Origin of the sequence: Arthrobacter sp. efr-133-TYG-120, assembly GCF_030209785.1 — a bacterium.
Lineage (GTDB): Bacteria > Actinomycetota > Actinomycetes > Actinomycetales > Micrococcaceae > Arthrobacter.
The window spans coordinates 47480-65959 of the sequence record NZ_JARVRI010000026.1; the positions used below are offsets into that span (position 1 = coordinate 47480).

Annotated in this window: 18 protein-coding genes and 2 pseudogenes; 8 read left to right on the plus strand and 12 right to left on the minus strand. The window is 59.9% G+C overall.

Annotation, left to right across the window (positions count from 1 at the left end; translation table 11 throughout):
- Positions 1–37: 37 nt before the first annotated feature.
- Both QRN51_RS14705 and QRN51_RS14710 read right to left on the minus strand, forming a co-directional pair.
- Positions 38–901 (minus strand): MFS transporter, encoded by an 864-nt coding sequence (locus QRN51_RS14705; protein WP_284990596.1) that lies wholly within the window; start codon positions 899–901, stop codon positions 38–40.
- 35 nt (positions 902–936) lie between these two features.
- A complete protein-coding gene (locus QRN51_RS14710) occupies positions 937–1368 on the minus strand; it encodes an MFS transporter (RefSeq protein WP_284990597.1) in 432 nt (143 codons plus the stop codon).
- A gap of 494 nt (positions 1369–1862) precedes the next feature.
- On the opposite strand from QRN51_RS14710, the gene QRN51_RS14715 reads away from it, so the two are divergent.
- The 3 genes from QRN51_RS14715 to QRN51_RS14725 all read left to right on the plus strand — a co-directional run bounded on the left by QRN51_RS14715 (position 1863) and on the right by QRN51_RS14725 (position 4176).
- Positions 1863–2309, plus strand: coding sequence for a cyclase family protein (locus QRN51_RS14715; protein ID WP_284990598.1), 447 nt, complete (start codon positions 1863–1865; stop codon positions 2307–2309).
- Positions 2310–2463: 154 nt separating this feature from the next.
- Positions 2464–3600, plus strand: coding sequence for an acyl-CoA dehydrogenase family protein (locus QRN51_RS14720; RefSeq protein ID WP_284990599.1), 1137 nt, complete (start codon positions 2464–2466; stop codon positions 3598–3600).
- 162 nt (positions 3601–3762) lie between these two features.
- Entirely contained in the window at positions 3763–4176 is a 414-nt protein-coding gene (locus QRN51_RS14725; protein ID WP_284990600.1) for an aromatic ring-hydroxylating oxygenase subunit alpha, read from the plus strand.
- Positions 4177–4260: 84 nt separating this feature from the next.
- Here the strand turns inward: QRN51_RS14725 and QRN51_RS14730 are convergent, their stop codons facing one another.
- Positions 4261–4485 (minus strand): hypothetical protein, encoded by a 225-nt coding sequence (locus QRN51_RS14730; protein ID WP_284990601.1) that lies wholly within the window; start codon positions 4483–4485, stop codon positions 4261–4263.
- Positions 4486–4548: 63 nt separating this feature from the next.
- Between QRN51_RS14730 and QRN51_RS14735 the strand changes: the two genes are divergently transcribed.
- The 4 genes and pseudogenes from QRN51_RS14735 to QRN51_RS14750 all read left to right on the plus strand — a co-directional run.
- Positions 4549–4842 (plus strand): 2Fe-2S iron-sulfur cluster-binding protein, encoded by a 294-nt coding sequence (locus QRN51_RS14735; RefSeq protein ID WP_284990602.1) that lies wholly within the window; start codon positions 4549–4551, stop codon positions 4840–4842.
- 26 nt (positions 4843–4868) lie between these two features.
- Positions 4869–6074 carry a flavin reductase family protein gene (locus QRN51_RS14740; protein ID WP_284990603.1) on the plus strand — a complete coding sequence of 402 codons (1206 nt, stop codon included), beginning with the start codon at positions 4869–4871 and terminating at the stop codon, positions 6072–6074.
- A gap of 342 nt (positions 6075–6416) precedes the next feature.
- Positions 6417–6812: a glutathione peroxidase gene (locus QRN51_RS14745; RefSeq protein ID WP_350224988.1), complete on the plus strand. Its 396-nt coding sequence runs from the start codon at positions 6417–6419 to the stop codon at positions 6810–6812.
- Between the two features lie 143 nt (positions 6813–6955).
- A pseudogene (locus QRN51_RS14750) lies at positions 6956–7054 on the plus strand (recombinase family protein); the annotation flags it as partial.
- 1 nt (position 7055) lies between these two features.
- Here QRN51_RS14750 and QRN51_RS14755 read toward each other — a convergent pair.
- The 6 genes and pseudogenes from QRN51_RS14755 to QRN51_RS14780 form a co-directional block, all read right to left on the minus strand.
- Positions 7056–7322 (minus strand): annotated as a pseudogene (locus QRN51_RS14755) (MFS transporter); the annotation flags it as partial.
- A gap of 51 nt (positions 7323–7373) precedes the next feature.
- Positions 7374–7997 (minus strand): TetR/AcrR family transcriptional regulator, encoded by a 624-nt coding sequence (locus QRN51_RS14760; RefSeq protein WP_284990604.1) that lies wholly within the window; start codon positions 7995–7997, stop codon positions 7374–7376.
- A 1109-nt stretch (positions 7998–9106) separates the two neighbouring features.
- The gene (locus QRN51_RS14765) at positions 9107–9736 is read right to left on the minus strand and encodes an aminotransferase class III-fold pyridoxal phosphate-dependent enzyme (protein WP_284990605.1); all 630 of its coding nucleotides are present in this window, start codon (positions 9734–9736) and stop codon (positions 9107–9109) included.
- Between the two features lie 320 nt (positions 9737–10056).
- Positions 10057–11043 carry an AraC-like ligand-binding domain-containing protein gene (locus tag QRN51_RS14770; RefSeq protein ID WP_284990750.1) on the minus strand — a complete coding sequence of 329 codons (987 nt, stop codon included), beginning with the start codon at positions 11041–11043 and terminating at the stop codon, positions 10057–10059.
- Between the two features lie 132 nt (positions 11044–11175).
- A complete protein-coding gene (locus tag QRN51_RS14775) occupies positions 11176–12444 on the minus strand; it encodes an aminotransferase class III-fold pyridoxal phosphate-dependent enzyme (protein WP_284990606.1) in 1269 nt (422 codons plus the stop codon).
- Positions 12441–13490, minus strand: coding sequence for a phosphotransferase enzyme family protein (locus QRN51_RS14780; protein WP_284990607.1), 1050 nt, complete (start codon positions 13488–13490; stop codon positions 12441–12443). Before QRN51_RS14780 ends, QRN51_RS14775 begins: the two co-directional genes overlap by 4 nt.
- Positions 13491–13717: 227 nt before the next feature.
- Here QRN51_RS14780 and QRN51_RS14785 point away from each other — a divergent pair, with 227 nt between their 5' ends.
- On the plus strand, positions 13718–14326 hold the full coding sequence (locus QRN51_RS14785; RefSeq protein WP_284990608.1) for a TetR/AcrR family transcriptional regulator: 609 nt from the start codon (positions 13718–13720) through the stop codon (positions 14324–14326).
- A 116-nt stretch (positions 14327–14442) separates the two neighbouring features.
- Here the strand turns inward: QRN51_RS14785 and QRN51_RS14790 are convergent, their stop codons facing one another.
- The 3 genes from QRN51_RS14790 to QRN51_RS14800 form a co-directional block, all read right to left on the minus strand.
- Positions 14443–15855 carry an aldehyde dehydrogenase family protein gene (locus QRN51_RS14790; RefSeq protein WP_284990609.1) on the minus strand — a complete coding sequence of 471 codons (1413 nt, stop codon included), beginning with the start codon at positions 15853–15855 and terminating at the stop codon, positions 14443–14445.
- A 247-nt stretch (positions 15856–16102) separates the two neighbouring features.
- On the minus strand, positions 16103–16903 hold the full coding sequence (locus QRN51_RS14795; protein WP_284990610.1) for an SDR family NAD(P)-dependent oxidoreductase: 801 nt from the start codon (positions 16901–16903) through the stop codon (positions 16103–16105).
- Positions 16900–18366: an APC family permease gene (locus tag QRN51_RS14800; protein WP_284990611.1), complete on the minus strand. Its 1467-nt coding sequence runs from the start codon at positions 18364–18366 to the stop codon at positions 16900–16902. Before QRN51_RS14800 ends, QRN51_RS14795 begins: the two co-directional genes overlap by 4 nt.
- Positions 18367–18480 lie beyond the last annotated feature (114 nt).

Below are 18480 nucleotides of genomic sequence, written 5' to 3' on the forward strand. Positions count from 1 at the left end.
GGTAGCTGTGAGCAAGGGCGGGACGAGAAACGGACGCCTAGGAAACGGTCTCGGCCGGCTGGACGGTTTCCTGACGCTGATCATCGTGCTTCTTCCGGCCCGCGGCAGCCACCGCTATCAGGGTCACCAGCACCATGCCAATGAGGTACAGCGACACCGGCGCGGAGGAGTTGAAGTTCAGCAACAGGGCTGTGGCGATCAAGGGGGCTACCCCGCCGGCGAACACGGCTGCGACTTCATGGGCAATTGCCATGCTGGAGTACCGGACCTCGGCGGAAAACAGTTCATGGAAGAACGCCGGTTGGGTTCCGATCATGGCACCGTGGCAAACACCGTTGGCGATGAGGAAGGCAAGGATCACCACCGCAGGCGTGTTGGCATCGATCATTGCAAAGAACGGGAAGGCCATCACACCCATGCCGACGGCACCAAAGGCGTACACGGGGCGCCGGCCGATACGGTCAGAGAGGTATCCGAAGAAGATGTAAGCGCCGAACGAGACCAACATCGACACCGCCACTGCCAGGAGCAACAGCCCCTTGTCTACTCCTACGTGGACGCCATAGACAATCGAGAAGGAAAGGAAGATGTACGAGCCGCCGTTTTCAGCGACGCGCAGGCCCATGGCAATAAGGATTTCGCGGGGATGGGCCCGTATCGCATCCAGCGCGGGGACACGGCGCTGGGGACTGCTCTCGCGGACATCGGTGAACTCCTTGGATTCGGGAAGCTTGAGGCGGATGTAAGCGCCCACACCCAGCAGCACGATGCTCACGAGGAACGGCAAACGCCAACCCCAGGCCAGGAACTCAGGTGCGGGCATCAGCTGGGCCAGGAAGAAGGCCAGGGAAGACAGCACGAAGCCGAGCGAGATGCCGCCCTGGCTGAAAGCTGCGAGCATGCCCCGGCGTGAGTTGCCGCTGTTCTCGCTGATAATCAGAACGCCGCCCCCCATTCGCCACCGGCGGCGATGCCTTGAAGGATTCGAAGAAGAATGAGCAACGCCGGCGCCAACACCCCCACTTGGGCGTAAGTCGGCAGCAAGCCCATCAGCATTGTGCTGATCCCCATGATTGTCAGTGTCATGACCAGCGACTGCTTGCGCCCCAGCTTGTCTCCGATGTGACCGAAGATTATTCCACCCAGGGGGCGGGCGGCGAATCCGACAGCGAATCCGGCAAAGGCCCCCATGGTGCCCACGAGCGGGTCTGTGCCGGCGGGGAAGAATAAATGGCCAAAGACAACGGCCGATGCTGTGGCGTACAGGAAGAAGTCGTACCACTCGAGCGCATTGCCGACGAGCGAGGCAACAACGTACTTGCGGACCCCGGGACGTTGTCCCGGCGATGGGGCTTGGGGATGTGGCATTGTTGCTCCTTAGTGCTGAACTGTGGCATTTGACGGGCCGGCGTGACTTCGGGTCATGGCCTTATCTCTGCTGATCCGGCGTGCGCCCTGTAAGCGAGTTCCATAAGTGTGACGGGCGTTACGTCTATTCATCTCAGTGTCCCTCCCGGGGCCGGGACCGTCGAATGCCTAAATCGCCAGGGTCTATGCAGGTTCCGGTAAGGCAGCCGGATACGCGACAGTAGGTGTTCCGGACCAGACAGCGCGGTGCTAGCGTCGCAGCCATTGGCCCTGGTGCACACGCCGCGGGCAGCCACGCAATCCTCTGGCCTCCGGTGGGGTGAACACTTTAGGAGCTCTCATGGAACTAAACGCTGTGAATGACACCCGTCAGGCCGGCTTGGCCCGCCTGCTCGCTGATCTGGGCACCAAACGAACCGGCGTAGTGGACCTCACGGCCCCGCTCTCCGCCGTCACACCCAGCCTGGAGTTGGCGGAGCCCTTGCTAATCTCATTTGATTTTTCGCTCGAGGAGGTCTCCGCTTACAAACGAGCCAGGACCCTACTGGAAGCACCACAACATCCATACAGGAGAGCACATCGGCACCCATCTGGACGCCCCGGTACATTGGGCCAAGAGGCGCGACGGCAAGGACGTCGCCCAGATCGAACCAGCCCGGCTAGTAGGCCCAGCCCTTGTCCTGGACGTCACCGCAGAGGCCGCCTCCGACCCCGACTTCCTGCTGGATCACCACCACATCCGCGAATGGGAGTCGGAGCACGGACCCCTGCCAGAGGGCGGCCGGCTCCTCATTCGCACCGGGCGGGACATTCGCTCCCAAGACCGTGAACGCTTCCTGAACAAAGATGAACAGGGCAACCCCCACTCCCCGGATTTACAGTCGAATGCGCCTAATGGATTGCAGAAGAATCCGGGTTGTCGGTGTCGTTGTAACAAGTGAGCGTCATGTGAGGTCGCGGATCAGCCATAGCTCCATGGCATCTCAAATCGGTTTAGTGCACGAGCCAGGGGTTCGTTCAGCGGTCCAACCTCTGGGCTTGCTTGGCCCTGATGCCTAACCATTGGTTATCAGATTGCGAACGAGGAGGACCACTATGGGCAGCACGCATACATCGCCGAAAGAGGAGATGTGGGTTGCGGTTCTTGCAGAGCTCGCTGTGCGTCGTCAGGAGTTCCATGTTCTTGGCTATGTACCGCGCGATTTCATCGAGAAGTTTTTTCCGCTGGGGCTCTATCGCGCCGCGACTCCAATACAGTTCGGCGGGGTGGCTATGCCTCCTGCGGACTTCCTGAGGAGCATCGAACGCATAGGCCGAATTGACGGCTCTACTGCCTGGGTCGTGGCATTCGCGTCGAGCAACACCTATTGCGGGGCCCTTCCGCTCGAAACGCAGGCCGAAATCTACAAGAACGGCCCTGACGTTGTTTTCACTGGCGGCCTGTTCCCAATGCAGAAGGCTGAACGCACTCCTGGAGGCTTCCGGGCCAGTGGTCGCTGGAAATTTGCCAGCGGTTCCATGGCAGCGGACTACATCAGCGTAGGTCTACTTGACGATTCCGCGGGGGGCAAACCTCGAGCAGCAGTTCTTCCCGCCGAACGGGTCAAAATCGTTCAAGACTGGGACGTCAGCGGTATGCGCGCTTCCGGCTCGTTTGACACCGTCGTCGAAGACCTTGAGATTCCCCTGGAATGGACCTTCATCCGCGGAGGCAAGTCATTCATTGACGAGCCGCTCTTCCGTTACCCGTTAATCGGATATCAGGCTCAATGCCATGCGGCCATTGGTCTCGGAGTCGCCCAAGGTGCTCTGGATTACGCGCAGTCTGCGGGCTCATACCGGGGAATCACAGGGGCACCGCCGGTGGGGGAACGCGCCTACTACCGGGTCGAGTTCGCTAAGACATTCGTCGCCCTCCAGTCGGCACGTTCATACCTCCTTGACGTCGCGGAGGAAGTCTGGGAAACGGTGAGCAAAGGTCACGAAGTGACCGACGATCAGAAGGCACGCATCCGGCTTAGCGCCGTCAACGTGTCGGATACCGCGAGCCAGGTTGTGCACGACATAGCGAAAGTATCGGGCGCTGCAATCATCAACAACTCTCATCCCCTGCACCCGATACGGATGGATGCTCAAGTCCCGCAGTTGCACGCCTCACTAAGCCAGCACATGTACGACGACGCAGGCGCCATACTACTGGGTTTGCAGTCGACTACTCCGGGATTCCTGTGACATCAGAACCCTGTTGCCAACACCTATCAACACTGGAGCACTAACACCATGACCATTGAATTCACCTCAGAGACCATTCACGACGTAAATCCAGCAGACCCTGTCCAAGACGACCGTGTGGCCGCACGGGTCTATGCCGACCCGTAGATCTTCGAACTTGAGATGAAGAACATCTTCGAGAAGACCTGGATCTGGGTCGCCAATGAGAGCGAGCTTCCCAGTCCCGGCAGCTTCAAATCGACTTACGTCGGTCGGAACCCGGTCATCGTCACCCGGGACCGCAAGGGGACGTTTAACACTTTGGTCAATCGGTGCCGCCACCGTGGCGCCAGCCTCTGCGAGCAGCGCACAGGAAAGTCCAATGGATTCACCTGTCCCTACCATGCCTGGTCGTACGGTCTTGACGGAAAGCTGCGTGGCACCCCGTACCCCGTGGGATACGAGGGTGTGATCAAGAAGGCGGAGATGAGCCTGCAGAAGCTCCGAACCGAGAGCTATCGCGGGATCATCTTCGCGACATTCAATGCCGATGCAGAGCGCTCGAGGAGTTCCTCGGCGACGTCAGGGGGTGGATAGACCGCTTTCTACAGCAGGGCGGCGGCGACGCGATCAAGGTTTCGGAACCCATCGTTCAAATACAGCGGTAACTGGAAGGTCCAGCTAGAGAACAGGAGTGATGGATACCACGTCCCCATCGTGCTCCAACCGCGCTTTGACGGCCTCGGCGTCGAACTGAAAGCGGCCGGCGTTGACGATGGGAAGATGCGAAAACAAGTACACGCAATGCACGGCACCGGTTCGAATCTCAATCTCTTCCCAACGTCGGGCTCTCTTCTGCATTTTTCCGCGTGCTGCGCCAATCAGTGCGAACGAGACGATCAACATCTCGGTGGAATCAGAGACCTACGCCTTGACAACCATCTCAACATGGTTTAGGACGATGCCCGGATGCGTGTTCTCCCTACTTCGAGCAACCGGCCTTTCGATCTCCAGCTCGATACGGGCCAGTCCTTTGAGATACCGGCCGATCGTTCGATTCTGTCTGTTCTTGAGGAAAACGGGATCGAAGTTTTCAAATCGTACGAAGAAGGCGTCTGCGGATCGTGCGTATCCGGCCTGCTGGAAGGAATTCCCGACCACCGCGACCACCGTCTTTCAGAAGCCGATAAAGCGGCAGGGAAGGACATTGCGCTCTGCGTCTCCCGCGCACTTTCAGACAAGCTTGTCATCGAGCTCTACTAAGCCTGAACAAAAGAAGGAAAGTCAGAATGCGCAGTCAGAAAGACCGGATAGATACTCCTCCAAGGAATCACCCGGAACGGAAGTCACAGTGGCGTCAGGTTCTCGGGAAGTACCCTACCGGCGTCACGATCATCACAACGGTCGATGACGTCGGACAACCAGTTGGGATGATTGTCGGAACGTTTACGTCGGTCTCCGAAGATCCCCCTCTGGTCGGCTTCCTGCCCCAGAAGACCTCAAGTACCTACGCCAAAATCGAGCGTGCTGGCCGCTTCCGCGCGTCAGTCCTTGGGGCCGGCCACGAAGACTTGTGTCGTGCATTTTTCAGCGCGGCAATCGACGAACGTTTCGCGGGCCAGGAGTGGGAATTCGACGAGGGCGGCATCCCCAGGCTCAAGGACGCTATTGCATGGTTTGACGCCACCGTCCACGACATCCACCCTGCCGGTGATCACGTAATGGTTCTTGGCGAGGTAACGGACTTCGGGCTGGGTCCTCGAACAGGTGGACTGCCATTGGTCTTTCTCAACGGTGGGTACGGTTCATTCACGATCCCCCGGCATGATTTCAACCTCAAGAACCTGGGCGGTCAGCTGCGTCTCGCGACCAGCCTCGGTGATGAGGTCGAGGAGTTATCTCTAAGCCTAGAACTGGAGTGTTCCATCTCAACGGTAGTTCAGGACACGGTGGTCGTGCTGACTGCATCTGATAGTCGATCACCGTACGTCGGCACTTACTTCCCCTTCGCCGCTCCAATCGATCCCGGCTTCGCGGCCTGGTCCACCCCAGCACTACGCCGCACTTGGATCGAAGGCTCCCGTCACATGAGAGGGCGGGTAGATGCGGCGCTGATCGAGGAAATCCTGACGCTTGTGCGAAAAAACGGCTATGCAATTTCCTTTGGCCATACGAGAAGCGAGCAATTCAGCGCAGCTTTTTCTTCAGCTAAAGGCGATTGGGGTACGCTTTCGCCCGTGTGGGATTCCCTGGTGTCCGCCTACGCGGAGTATTGCCGCCATCCCGAACCTGCAGCCCATGCAACCCTCATCCAGGTACCTGTCTTTGGACAAGATCAATGTGTGGCCTTCGAGGTAGTCGTGAGTGGATTCGGACATGGTGCCACCAAGGAACGATTCCGAGAAATCGTGTCGCGCACCCTTGATTGCGCCGCCCGACTTACGGAAAAGATCGGCGGGCGCGCCCCTAGCGACTATTGTATCCAGTTGCCTTAAAGGTCAGTGGAGCCGACGAGCAAAGGCTCAGGGTTCACAGCAATGATGGCTCTTAATCCGGCCTTGAAGTTACTCAGTGGTGGCAAGTATAGGGTGGTTTCCGGATCACCACGGCTCCTGTGTGAATGAAGCCCTACCTGTTCACATCCCCGCTCATTCCGAACCCGGGCCGGGTTGCCGGAGCTGCTCAACGCCTCGTTGGACGTATTGGACACAGCCCTGCACCCCACTTCAGACGAACAATTTGTGAGGAAGCATTATGACCGCTCTTCACTCCATTCCCCTGACCCTCATAGACGGAGCGGGCATGATTTCGGCCGCTTCAAGGGCGAGGTGGTGCTGGTGGTGAACATCGCCTCCCAGTGTCGTTTTACCCCGCACTACGCCGGGCTTGAGGTGCTGCACAACAACTTCCGAGAGCAGGGCTTCACTGTCCTTGGAGTGCCCTGCAACCAGTTTGCCGGGCAGGAACCGGCCGCCGACACCGAGATCGCCGAAATCTGCGAACGCAACTTCGGTGTAACGTTTCCGCTGACCACCAAGGCCGAGGTCCATGGCAGGAACCAGCACCCGCTCTATGCTGAGCTGACCAAATTCCGGCCTACCGGACTCCCGGAGCCGGTGCAATGGAACTTTGAGAAGTTTCTGGTAGCCCGCGACGGCGCCGTCGCGGCACGTTTGCCTCCGCTGTGGCGCCGGATTCGCCCGAGATCATCGAGGCCGTCCAGGCAGCCCTGAATGAGCCAGGGCCGAACCGCAGGCCCCGCTCCTACAGCTCTTGAGGAATGAAACCGCATCTTGCGGCCGAGATTATCCAACATGGGGACCGCTTCTGGCGGCGCGGCAAGACTGTTGACCGACTCGCCGCACTGGCTCGGACCGAACGGGAAGGCATCCGACCCGCCCAACAGCGCGGCGCCTACAAAGGCCAGAAAAAGTCCCTTACCCCGGAACAGGCAGCCCAGCTGGTCCAGGGCGCCGAACCGCCAGAATCTGGTTACTGGCCGTCATGGCAAAGACCACTCTGACGATCAGGAGAAGAGCAAGACCCTGAGGAGAGTTCGGTCGCGATTTCGGCCTGCTGCCTTGCCGCCGAAGGTGTTGGCGACGAAGAGACCTACCCCGAATGCCATCAGGAGCAAGGGCGCGGTGGAGGCGTCGAATCCTGACACTTCTGTGAGGGTGTAGGTGAACGAGCCAAACATGCCGCCGGAAACGAGAACGGTAACCCGCTATGGACAGCCAAACCATACGGGGAAAGAGCGGACCGCAAGCAGAAGCTTCGAGAGGCGGTCGTAACTACACCAAGCGAGCCATTCCGCGTTCATATTTCATGGTGGGGAGCGCGCTCTGCAACATCTTCACGTATGGTTCCGTCAACATGTCCTCCACCGAACTGTCGAACGAAAGCCACTGCAGCGTCAGACCGTCCATGACGCCAATAAGCATTCGAGCGAGTGTCTCGATATCAACATCGAGTTCCTCTCCGGTCCTAACTTCACGAAGTAGCTGGGTACAACCGTCCAAATAGCGGCGGTAAACCCGCCTGGCCAAATGTTGGGAGTCTGAACTCCGTAAAGACCACGTCGTGAGTTCGAAGGTGGCGAGCTGCATGTCGCGACTGCTCCGAGCCCATTTCGCGAATGACCGCGTTATGTCCGCAACGCCCTGATGTAGCCCTACCTCTTGCTGTACCACTACACCGACTTCGGCAAAGCCAGCGGCAGTGATGGCTTCATAGACTGCGTGAAAGAGATCCTCCTTGGTCGCGAAGCAGTAGTGGAGGCTCGCCGTGGAAAGCTGGGCAACTTCTGCGATTCGGCGGGTTGTGGCCTTAGCCACGCCTTCCCGACTGATCACTGTAATGGCGGCGTCCACGAATTGCCGCCGGCGGTAACTGACAGGCTGATGATCCTGGGGCATGCTGCCTCCTCGCTGCCGCTCTTCTCAGAAGCGCGGAATCCCGGAATATTCTTGGTGTATCCCAGTCTACTTGGACGCTTGGCCAATTCGACGGTGGGAAGCTCTCAATCTAACGCCAATAGGACAATCTGCGGCTTAGCGCCTGGCAACTCGCCCACCTTCGCATTCAAACGACCGGGAAGCATCGGATCGGGTGGGCATCCAGATGGCTCAGCTGATGAGGGAGCAGTATCCGATTGAACGTCCAACCCGCAGGCGAGCCGGGCCGCGCCTTACGCCATAAACTCTGAATCAGTTGATCAATAGGTGTCTGGCGGGAGGCGCCACGGCACCTACGACAACACAGCCATTGGCTTGTTTACGGGCACCTCCGGGCCGGAGTCGAGCGTCGTGAAGTTCTTGACCACTTGGCCAAGTCGGGACTAGACTTGATCATGTGATCAACACCACTACGCGGTTTGAAAGGAATTGATCGGCATGACACGAGAAGAGGCCTACGCCGGTTGCCCTTCGGACTCGTACGTGGAGTTCTACGGGGGCCAATGGCTTGTAATCCCGTTTGCCCCTGTTGAACAGCCATCCTTTTTTACCTGTTTGCCTCGACGCCGGCGCGATCCCCGTTTCTGAAACCGGCTCCCGACCCGCGGGAACTTTGCAAACAGTAGGCCCCCACCTTGGGACCTGACCACATGATCAAGCCTGCCGGCAGCCAATCACGGCATGGGGAGCTGGCCCGTTCCCGCGGCTCTACATGTGCCGGAAGTAGAAGTTTCGGCCCTCGCTGACTCCACAACGGAAGCAGGCGTGGGCTGTCGGTCCGCCTTGCAATCCTTAGGTGCCGAATAGCCGGCGGGCCAGGGACAGTGCGGGAAGGCCATTCCCCGACACCAGCCGAACGTTCCATGATGGGCTACTTGGCCAGGGCGCTAGCCCTATGAGGTGGACGAGTACTCACCAGCCCCCGTCTGCCTCGACTCAGGCTTGCTGGAGACAAATTTTCAATGCGTCAAGCAGTTGATCCGCGCGCTCACTTCTGAAGGCCAGCGGCGGTCGAATCTTCAGAACGCTGTCGTCTCTGTCGATCCGACTGATCAGTACCCGGTTGTATCTCATTGCTTCCACCAGCCGTTTGGTCCGTTCTGCGGAGGGCTTCTGTTGCGTTTCATCGCTGAAGACCTCGAAGCCGAAAAAGAGGCCGCTTCCCTTAACGGGCCCAAGGAAGGGATACTGCGCGCGGAGGCTTCCAGGGCGTCCTTGATCGCCAGGCCAAGGACAGCGGCCTTTTCGGGGAGCTGCTCGTCCGCGAGGATGGCCAGGACTGTGCTTCCCACCGCGGCAGAAACGGGGGTTCCCGCGAAGGTGTTGAAGTAGTTGCTGTGCGGCCCAAAGTGATCCAGCATGCGACTACTAGTGACTACACCTCCGATGGGATGCCCATTGCCCATGGGCTTGCCGAGCGGGACGAAGTCAGCGACAGCGCCAATGTTCTGGTGCCCCCACAAATGCGTGCCGGTTCGTCCGAAACCCGACTGCACTTCATCTGCAACGACAAGTCCGCCTGCTGCATGTACACGCTCGGTGACGCCCAGGATGTACCCGGCAGGCAACGTGTTTAGTCCCTCAGTGGAAAACAGTGAGTCGAAGAGGAACCCCGCTAGACCATGCCCGGATTTGGCAAGAGAATCGATCGCAGCATCCACTTCTGCGAGAGACAAGCCCAACAAGTCAGACTCGCTCATGGTGGTGCGGTCCATATCGGGGATGCGGATCGGCCGCATAATCCACCACCCTGTCGTTCAAATAGCGGGTGTGGATGATTAGGCGATGAGGCGGGCACGCCGCTGGTGCTGCGCGGTCAGGTGACAGGAACAGACGCATCCCGCAGGGCGGTGCCCACGTCGAAATCTGGCCACGCCGAAGTCGCCGCGAAAATCACCGCGCGGCCTCGTGAATCGCGGAACTGGGAACTTGCCTAGGTGCATTTCGATCGGCTCAACAAACAGCCCACAATTTGCTTAAGTGATGCGACGTTGGGTAAAAATCACCCATTCAGTGTCCCTCAGAATCGTCCATTTGGGGCGTCACTGCGATCAAGCCTTCTGTGAGAGTGGCGAAACTCCGTGGGGGATAGGCCGTGCGCGGCCCGAAAGGTGCGGCTGAAGTGGGCAGCATCCAAGAAGCCCCAACGCGCGCCGATGGCCGCAACGCCGTGTGCCGCGCGCAAGGGGTCAACGAGATCTGCATAGCAGCGCTCAAGTCGGAGCTCTTTGATGAGCGCGGCAACTGTGGTGCCGGTCTCATTGAATAGTGTATGCAAATAGCGAGTCGAGATGTAGTGAGCTGCTGCGATGCTGTTTGGGGTGAGTTCGCGTGATGCAAGGTTCACCTCAATGTATTTCCAAATTTTACTGAGTAGGGCCTGACGTGTGTCCACTTGCTCGGATTGAAAGCCAAGTATCCCGCTAAAGAGGTCTTTCGCTAGGTCGAGGCTTGTGTCGGCGAGTTTCATCCGTGCTGCACCAGCCAGACTGCTGAACTGCTGAGGAAAACTTGAGATGAACGCTGAAAGAATCGGTGCGAGCGGGTGCATGGCGCTGAGGGGGGCGGCGGAGAGTTGGTCCAACTGTGGGACGGAGCTGAGCGACTCCTTCGGGAACATCATGATGAGGTTGCGGAACTCCCCGTCGAACAGGACAGAATATGGTCGTGAGGTGTCGTAGACCGACAACGCCCCTTCCCGCATCACGAGTTCGCGGCCATCCTGGACGAGGGTGCTCGTGCCCGACAGGAGAAGGCTGACCTTATAGTAGGAGCTTCCGCCGCGCGCAATCATGCTTGGAGTTCGCTCGACAGTTTGTGCGGTGGAAGAGATTTCGGTGAAAACAACATCGCCGGCGCCAGCTGTACGAATATCTGCAAAAAACGGAAACTCGTGCGCGGGAGTAATCCGCAGAGGCACAAACGACTTTGCGATCGCGTTGCGGTACGACGCGTGATCGTCCGCATGCATTCTTGCTGTCACCTCGTGAATTTTGCCCCGCAACATATCCACCTCGCACTGTCCTTACGCCATTGTTTAGACTGCCGTCACGGTTGGTGTGACGTTATTCTGATCTTGGCCGACCCCCTTCTTGACCAACTTGATGCCGGGTTCTCTGAACCGACATCCGGACCCGCCCTAAATTTCGTCGAGTGATGCTTGCAGTGCGTCGAGCAGAATCGGGAGTTCCTTGGAGCTGAATGTGAGTGGCGGGCGGACCTTCAGGACGTTGTCGTGGGGGCCGACCCTGGAGATGAGCACTTTCCGTGCCTTCATCGATTCGACGACTCTCTTGGCGAGAGCCGGGGCAGGCGCACCGTCCACCCCGAAATCGAGACCCAGGAAGGTTCCGACACCCTTGGCCGAGCGGATGAAGTCGTACCGTGCAGCAAATTCGTTAAACGCGGTGGAAGCGGATGCTCCGATCACTCGGGCTTGCTCCATGAGGTCGCGATCTGCCATCTCCCGCAACACGGCTTCTCCGACTGCCGCGGATACCGGGTTGCCGGCGAAGGTGTTGAAAAACATGTTCGCGGACCCGAACTCCTCGAGAAGCGCTTCGCTCGTGACGACCGCCGCCATCGGATGGCCGTTGCCCATGGGCTTTCCGAGTGTGACCAGGTCCGCGACCATGCCAACGCGCTGGTAGCCCCACATGTGCGTTCCGGTACGACCAAAGCCGCTCTGTACTTCGTCCGCGATGACCAGGCCTCCGGCGGCGTGGATACGATCGATCACGCCGGAGATGAGGCCCTCAGGCAGACGGGGCATGCCCTCGCTCGAGAACAGGGAATCGAATAGGCAAGCAGAGACTCCATGTCCGGAATCCACAAGAGAAGTGATCAGCGCATCAAACTCGGTGAGAGCAGTGGCAAGCACTGCCGCTTCGTCGCGAGTTTCCAGATCCATGTCTGGGACGTGGAATGCCCGGGCGTGATCGGCCAGTGACTCTTGAGTGTCAAGCGCCGTGGTGAGTTCTGCGAGCGAACTGGTGTTTCCGTGGTAGCTGAAGTCGGAGACGATTACGCCCTTGGAACGGGTGTGCTGGCGCGCAATTCTCAGTGCTAGTTCATTCGCCTCGGAGCCGGAGTTCGTAAAGAATACGCGGTTCAGGTGGTCATCGAACGTTGCAAGCAGCTGTTCCGCGTAATCGATTACTCGGTCATTCAGGTAGCGCGTATGCACGTTAAGTGTTGACGCTTGATCCGCAAGGGCCCTCAGCACGCGCTCATTGCAGTGGCCCACGTGCGGGACATTGTTGTATCCATCGAGGTACCGGTCACCGTGTACATCCGTGAACCACACGCCTTTGGCGGACACGAACTGTAGCGGCTCGTTGTAGAAGAGGGGCGAGTGTGAACCGAGGGTTCGATTGCGGCGAGCGATGAGTTTTTCGGTAATGGTCATTTGCGAGTCCGTTCGAGCCTCTGTGGGGCTGGGTGGGTGTCGGGTTGGGCGGCGAGCAGCGCGTGGGCGAGATCCACGACGCAGGCGATGAAGTCTGAAGCCACGAATTCGGCGGTGTCATCTCCCCGGCGGTCCGCAGCCCAGCCGAGGTAGGTCAGGGCTCGGGCAAGCGTGATGGCGGGATACGCGGCGTGGTCGCACTCCTCAAACGGGCGAACCGCCTCGTAGGCGCCGAACAATGCGACGCGATACTCCTCGTAGCGCGGGTGGGGGAGGAAGAAGTTGAGGGCGGTGGCGAGATCGAACAGGTGCCAGCCTTGTGCGAAGTCATCAAAGTCGATCAGCACGAGGCCGTTGTGGGTACGAAGTACGTTCTCGGGAGTGAGATCGGCGTGTATGGGCCCGTATCGCATCGGGTGTGCGCCGTACGCAGCCAAGGTTTTGCGCATTTGGGCAATTGCTGCCTCGACGGTTTCGAGGTCTTGACCTGCGAGTTCGGGGAGTCGCAGCGGATCCCCCCACGCCCAACTCGGCCCGGTGAGACCAGCTAGATCCCAGTCCTGGCCCGGGACGCTCATAGTGTAGCCGGAGCGCTCAGTAGCGTCGTGAACGCGCGCCAGCAAGGTGCCGAGCTCGGCGAAGTCCGAGGGGGGCAGTTGCGCTGTTCCGTCAAACGCTGTCGCCTCTGCGCCAAAGCTGCCGTGGTTTGCAAGCAGTAGTTGGAGGTCAACCTGGTGCGCTCCGTACGGGCTGGTTTCCCCGACGACACAGAAGGTGCGCTCATCGTGGGTGCGGATGAATTGCGGTACCGCGACACCCTGTGCGTGTAGCGCATGGACGAATTCAACTTCGCTCGCCAGCTCAACATCGGAGTGGTATCCCTGACGGTGCACGCGAACCACGTAGTCGACGCCGTCCGAGTGCGCCGAGAAGACAAAGTTTTCCCGGTACTTCAGGAGGGTGAGCGTGGTAGCGGGATCGAGACCGTAGTGCGGTAGGGCCAGGGCAGCGAGCTGCGCGGCAGCGGCGAGATCAACGTTGATCATATGGATCCTTCCAAGTGGATGAGGCGAGCATATCAAAATCAAGTCCATTTTCTATACTCTGAGTCTAGAAAATAGATTCAGAAGGCATGGTAAAACATTGACGGGCCCGACCTCCTCGGGCCGGCCATCCCGCCCCGCGTCCCCACCGCCCCATCTAAAATCGGAAGAGCCCTATGGCACTGATTCCGGGCGGGATAATTGCATCTGCAAATCGATAGTCTTGAAAGATGATGTCCGAGACCAAAGCAATACCCACCCTGCGGGAGCGGCGGTATGAGCGCACTCGTGAAGAACTTGTCGATGCCGTACTGGCCCTCATCGGCGAGCACGGTATCGACGGTGTCACTATCGATCGCGTAGCAGATGCAGCAGGTCTTTCGCGGGGAACTATATATGCCCATTACCCCGGGGGCCGCGAGGAGCTCTTACGGGCAGCGTACGCCGAGCTGGGCCATCAAGTCGCGGCACGAACCCGCGTCGGAGTGGCTGAGGCTGATTCCTGGCAGACCCGGCTGCTTGCGCACGCTCGCGTGATGTATGAACTCGCCCGAGTTGAACGCATCGGATACTTTTTCAATGTTTCGGGGCCTGCGCTCATCCCGGAGGGCGACGAGCGTGGAATTGGATCCTCCGCAAGTGCCGTCTTAATGCGGGGGACCCTCGTTGCAGCACAGGAGGAGGGCACAGTTGCCGCGGATGTGCCTCCGGGCTCAGTGGCCATTTTGTTGGTGGGCGCATTACGTGAGGCGGCTGCAGCAGTTGCGAGTGGAGCGTGTGAGGTGTCCGACGCGGAAAAGGGGTTCACCCGCCTGGTTGAAGGACTCGCGGCACGCTAGCTGCAGCGGAAGGGCAGGACGCCGCTGCGCATGTCGGGAGAGGCCCAAAACGCTCTTCCAGCACCCCTGTCGGGGAGCGCGGGAAGAGCGTTTGGACTGGTTCGTACTCGGTGTGCTTAGCCGTTAACGACCTGCGGCTGAGATACTGCCTTCAGGCCCTCGACACCGAACTCCATGCCGTAACCGGACTGCTTTGCGCCGCCGAAGGGCACTCGTGGGTCAACCATGCCGTGTGCGTTGATCCAGACGGTGCCGGCTTGGATTCGGGCAGCCACCTCGCGCGCGCGCTTGATATCGGCGCTCCAGATTGAGGCTCCGAGCCCAACCTCAAGAGAATTCGCGTGTGAGATCGCCTCGTCGAGGTCCGTGTAACGAATAATGGGCAAAGCCGGACCGAACTGCTCCTCAACCACCAGGTCATTCTGCGGATCGATGTCAGCTACGAGCGTGGTCGGGTAGAAGTATCCCTTTGCGTCGCGCTTGGGGTTGCCGCCCATCACCACACGTGCGCCGGAAGCCTTCGCCGACTCGACGAGGCGATCCACAATCTCGAACTGTTTCTTGTTCTGGAGCGGGCCGAGGGCATTCTGATCCTCGAGACCGCGGCCCATGGGAACGTTCTTCGCGAAGTCTGCAAGCGCGTCGACGACTTCTTCGTAGATGGTGTCGTGAACGTAGAGGCGCTTGAGAGCGGCACAGGTCTGGCCAGTGTTGATGAACGCACCCCAGAAGAGACCTTCGGCGATTGCCTTCGGGTCGACATCCGGTAGCACGATGCCGGCGTCATTCCCGCCAAGTTCGAGCGTCAGGCGGGTGACGTTGAGGGCACTTGCCTCGATAATCTTCTTGCCAGTCGGGGTAGAGCCGGTGAACATGACTTTGCCGATTTTCGGGTTGCGGACCAGCGCATCGCCGACGGGGTTGCCCGGACCGGAAATCGTATTGAGCACCCCATCAGGCAGCGTCTGGTTCATCACGGCCGACAGGGCGAGGCCCGAGAGGCTGGTAGTTTCGGCTGGTTTGATTACAACGGTGTTTCCCATGCGAATCGACGGGGCAATCTGCCAGATAGCGATCATCATCGGCCAGTTCCATGGGGTAATTGCGCCGACAACCCCGATGGGCCGGTAATGCATCTCAGCGTAAGTCTCTCCGTCATCGACCAGTGTTTCCACAGGGAGAGGCGTGTCAGCCGCAGTCCGAAGCCAACCAACGCAGCCACCGACCTCGAAACGTGCATTGGGACCGTTGAGGGGCTTGCCCTGCTCGCGCGACAGAAGCTCAGCGAGAGCCTCCGCTGAGGCTTCAATTGCGTCGGCCGCACGGTGCATGTGCTGTCGACGCTCTTCATCGGTGAGCGCAGCCCAGGCGGGCTGAGCTGCTTCGGCCTTGTCGATGAGCGTCGAGAGCTCGTCGACGCCCTGAACCGGTGCCAGCCCGATCAACTCACCGGTTGCCGGGTCGATCACCTCGTTGCTCGTGCCGTCCTTCGCAGTAACTGCCGCGAGCAGGCTTTCGTAGGTTTTCATGTTTCCTCCTCATTGAGTACTGCCTAGTTGGATTTCAAGATATTGCCTTGGGCTTGCCGAAACGTGCACAGTATTGTCTGCAAGCGCACTGCCACACCCGGCAGGCCGGATCGGGTCTCAGTGGGTCAGTTCCGCCGCGAGATGCTTTGCGCTTCGCTGGGCGCTGTCGTGGAACGAGCATGGTCGGGCTCCGTCGAGCCCGACCATGCGTTTTGTATCGGTGTGTCCCCATCAGGAAGTACAGGAACTAGGCAGGGAAGGACGACCGGCCGGTGTAACCGAAGTCGGAGAGGAGGCTCTGCCCATTAACGGCGCGAGCGCGACGGCTGGCAACGTACGCCACTGACCAAGCGATGTCCTCGGCCGACTGCATCGGGAAAAGAGGGTTGTCCATGACCTCATCACCGAGGCCGCGGCGGGCCATGGGCGTATCGACGACCGATGGTGCGATGCTGTTCACACGGATCCGGTCGGTGTCATAGAGCTCGACCGCGAGAGCTCGGGTGAGCTGGACGATCGCGCCTTTAGAGGCGTTGTAGGCGAGCATCCCGGGAACCGCGACGAAGCCGGAGTCCGAGCCAATCAGGGTTATCGTCGCGGCGTCCGACTTCCTGAGGTAAGGGAGAGCGGCCTTCGCCGCGAGGAAAGCGCCGAGGACGTTCACTTCGAGCACCTCGCGGAAGCCGGCCGCCGTGACCTCAAGCACCGCTGCGCCCATCTCTCCGTCGATGCCGGCGGAAATTACCAGTGCGTCGAGTCCGCCGAGCCGGTGGGCGATGTCATCCATCGCGCCCGCAACCGCCTGCTCGTCCGCCACATCGGCCTCGGCGACGACAACCTGTGCTGCGCCATTGTCGGTCGCGAACGTTGCGGCAGCCGCCTCAAGACGTTGTCGAGAGCGCCCAATGAGGCCGACCCCCGCACCCGACTCGTGGAACAGCCGAGCGCAGGCGAGGCCGATGCCGGAGGCTCCACCGGTGATGGCTACGCGTCGGGGTAGGCCGAGCGAAACGCGTTCGTCTGCGTTCTGTATCACATTGGTCGTCATCTCGCATCCTCTGTGACTTCCCGGAGTTCCTGGTCGAAGTCCTCGAGGTCAGCGGAGAGCCCTGCATAGACCTCGGGCTTCTTGGCCTTCAAGTAGGCGCCGTAGGCGATGCCACCGATGACGGCAGCAACGAGGATCCAGGGCATTACCAGCACATACGGCTCCTCAGATCCTGCGACCGTCGGGAAGTTGACCAGCGCCATGATACTGAACAGCGCGAGTGCGAGGAAGCCGATACCCGGGGCGATGAAGGTGCTCCACCAGCGTCGGTCGCCCTTCTTGCGGAAGTACGCCACCACCGAGATGGCTGCGATCGCCTGCACAATGATGATGGCGAGGGTCGCGAAGCCGATACCCACGGGCACAATTGTAAAGATGGGCGGCACATCCGGGAAGACGAATCGAAAGATCGCCACAATCACGATAGCGAACAGCGCGTTCGCCAGGAGCGCGCGCTCCGGCGATCCCTGGGAGTTGGTCTTCGCAAGCCACTGTGGCAGGACGCGGGCACGACCCAGTGCGAAGAGGTATCGAGCGGCCGAGTTATGGAAGGCCAGCTGTGCGGCGAAGAGACTGACCACGACCAGGATCAAAGCGACGGTCACGCCGATCGGCCCGAGGTGATCGGCGATAACCATCAGAGTGAGGTCGCCGCCCTCGAGGTGCTGGAGTGCTGCGTCTTGTGCCTTGGTGACACCAAGGGCGCTGACGATCGCCCAGGCGGCGAACGCGTGCATCAGGCCGATGATGATGACCGCGGCGTAGGTGGCGCGGGGGATGGTCTTGCGGGGGTCCTTCGCCTCCTCGCCGAAGAGCGCGGTGGCTTCAAAGCCGATGAAGGCGGTGGCCGCGAGCAGCAGCCCGATCCAGAGCGAACCGCCCATGATGATTTCGGGCCGGAAGATGCTCAGATCGAAGCCCGTCGTGAAGAGCACCGAGAGGCCGAAGGTGAGCACGAGGGTGATCTCGAGAACGAGAGCGACGCCGAGGGCGATGGCGCTCACGTGGATGCCTGAGCGGGCGAGCAGGAAGACGACGACCATCAGCACCACGGCGGTGAGGAACCAGTCCAGTTTCACACCGAAGAGTGCGGGAAACGCCACCGAGCCCGCGAAGAAACCGATAGTGCCGAGCGCGCCGGCCACGAAGGCGTTGTAGCCGATCGTGGCGATGAGGCCCGTAATGAGACCCGCGGTCTTGCCAAGGCCTTTCACCGCGATCGCGTAGAACCCGCTGGCGTTGGTCAGCTCCTTGGTGATCTGTGCGTAGCCGACCGCGAAGAGCAGCAGCGCGCCCGCCACGAGGAGAATGGCAACGGGAATGCCACCTCCGTTGCCGAGCCCGATTGCGAGCGGGAGCACCACGATCAGCACTGTCACCGGAGCTACTGCCGCGAGAACGAGAAAAACGATTGAACCGACGCCGAGTTTATCGCGGGCGAGATTGGTGTTTGCTTCTGACACAGAAGACTCCTTCTTTGGAGGGCGGTGACGCGATTGACGAGACGTCGAGTCGATCACACCCCCGGGCAGGGTGTCGATACACCGAGTACAAGAATGCACGCAGGGAACAGACTT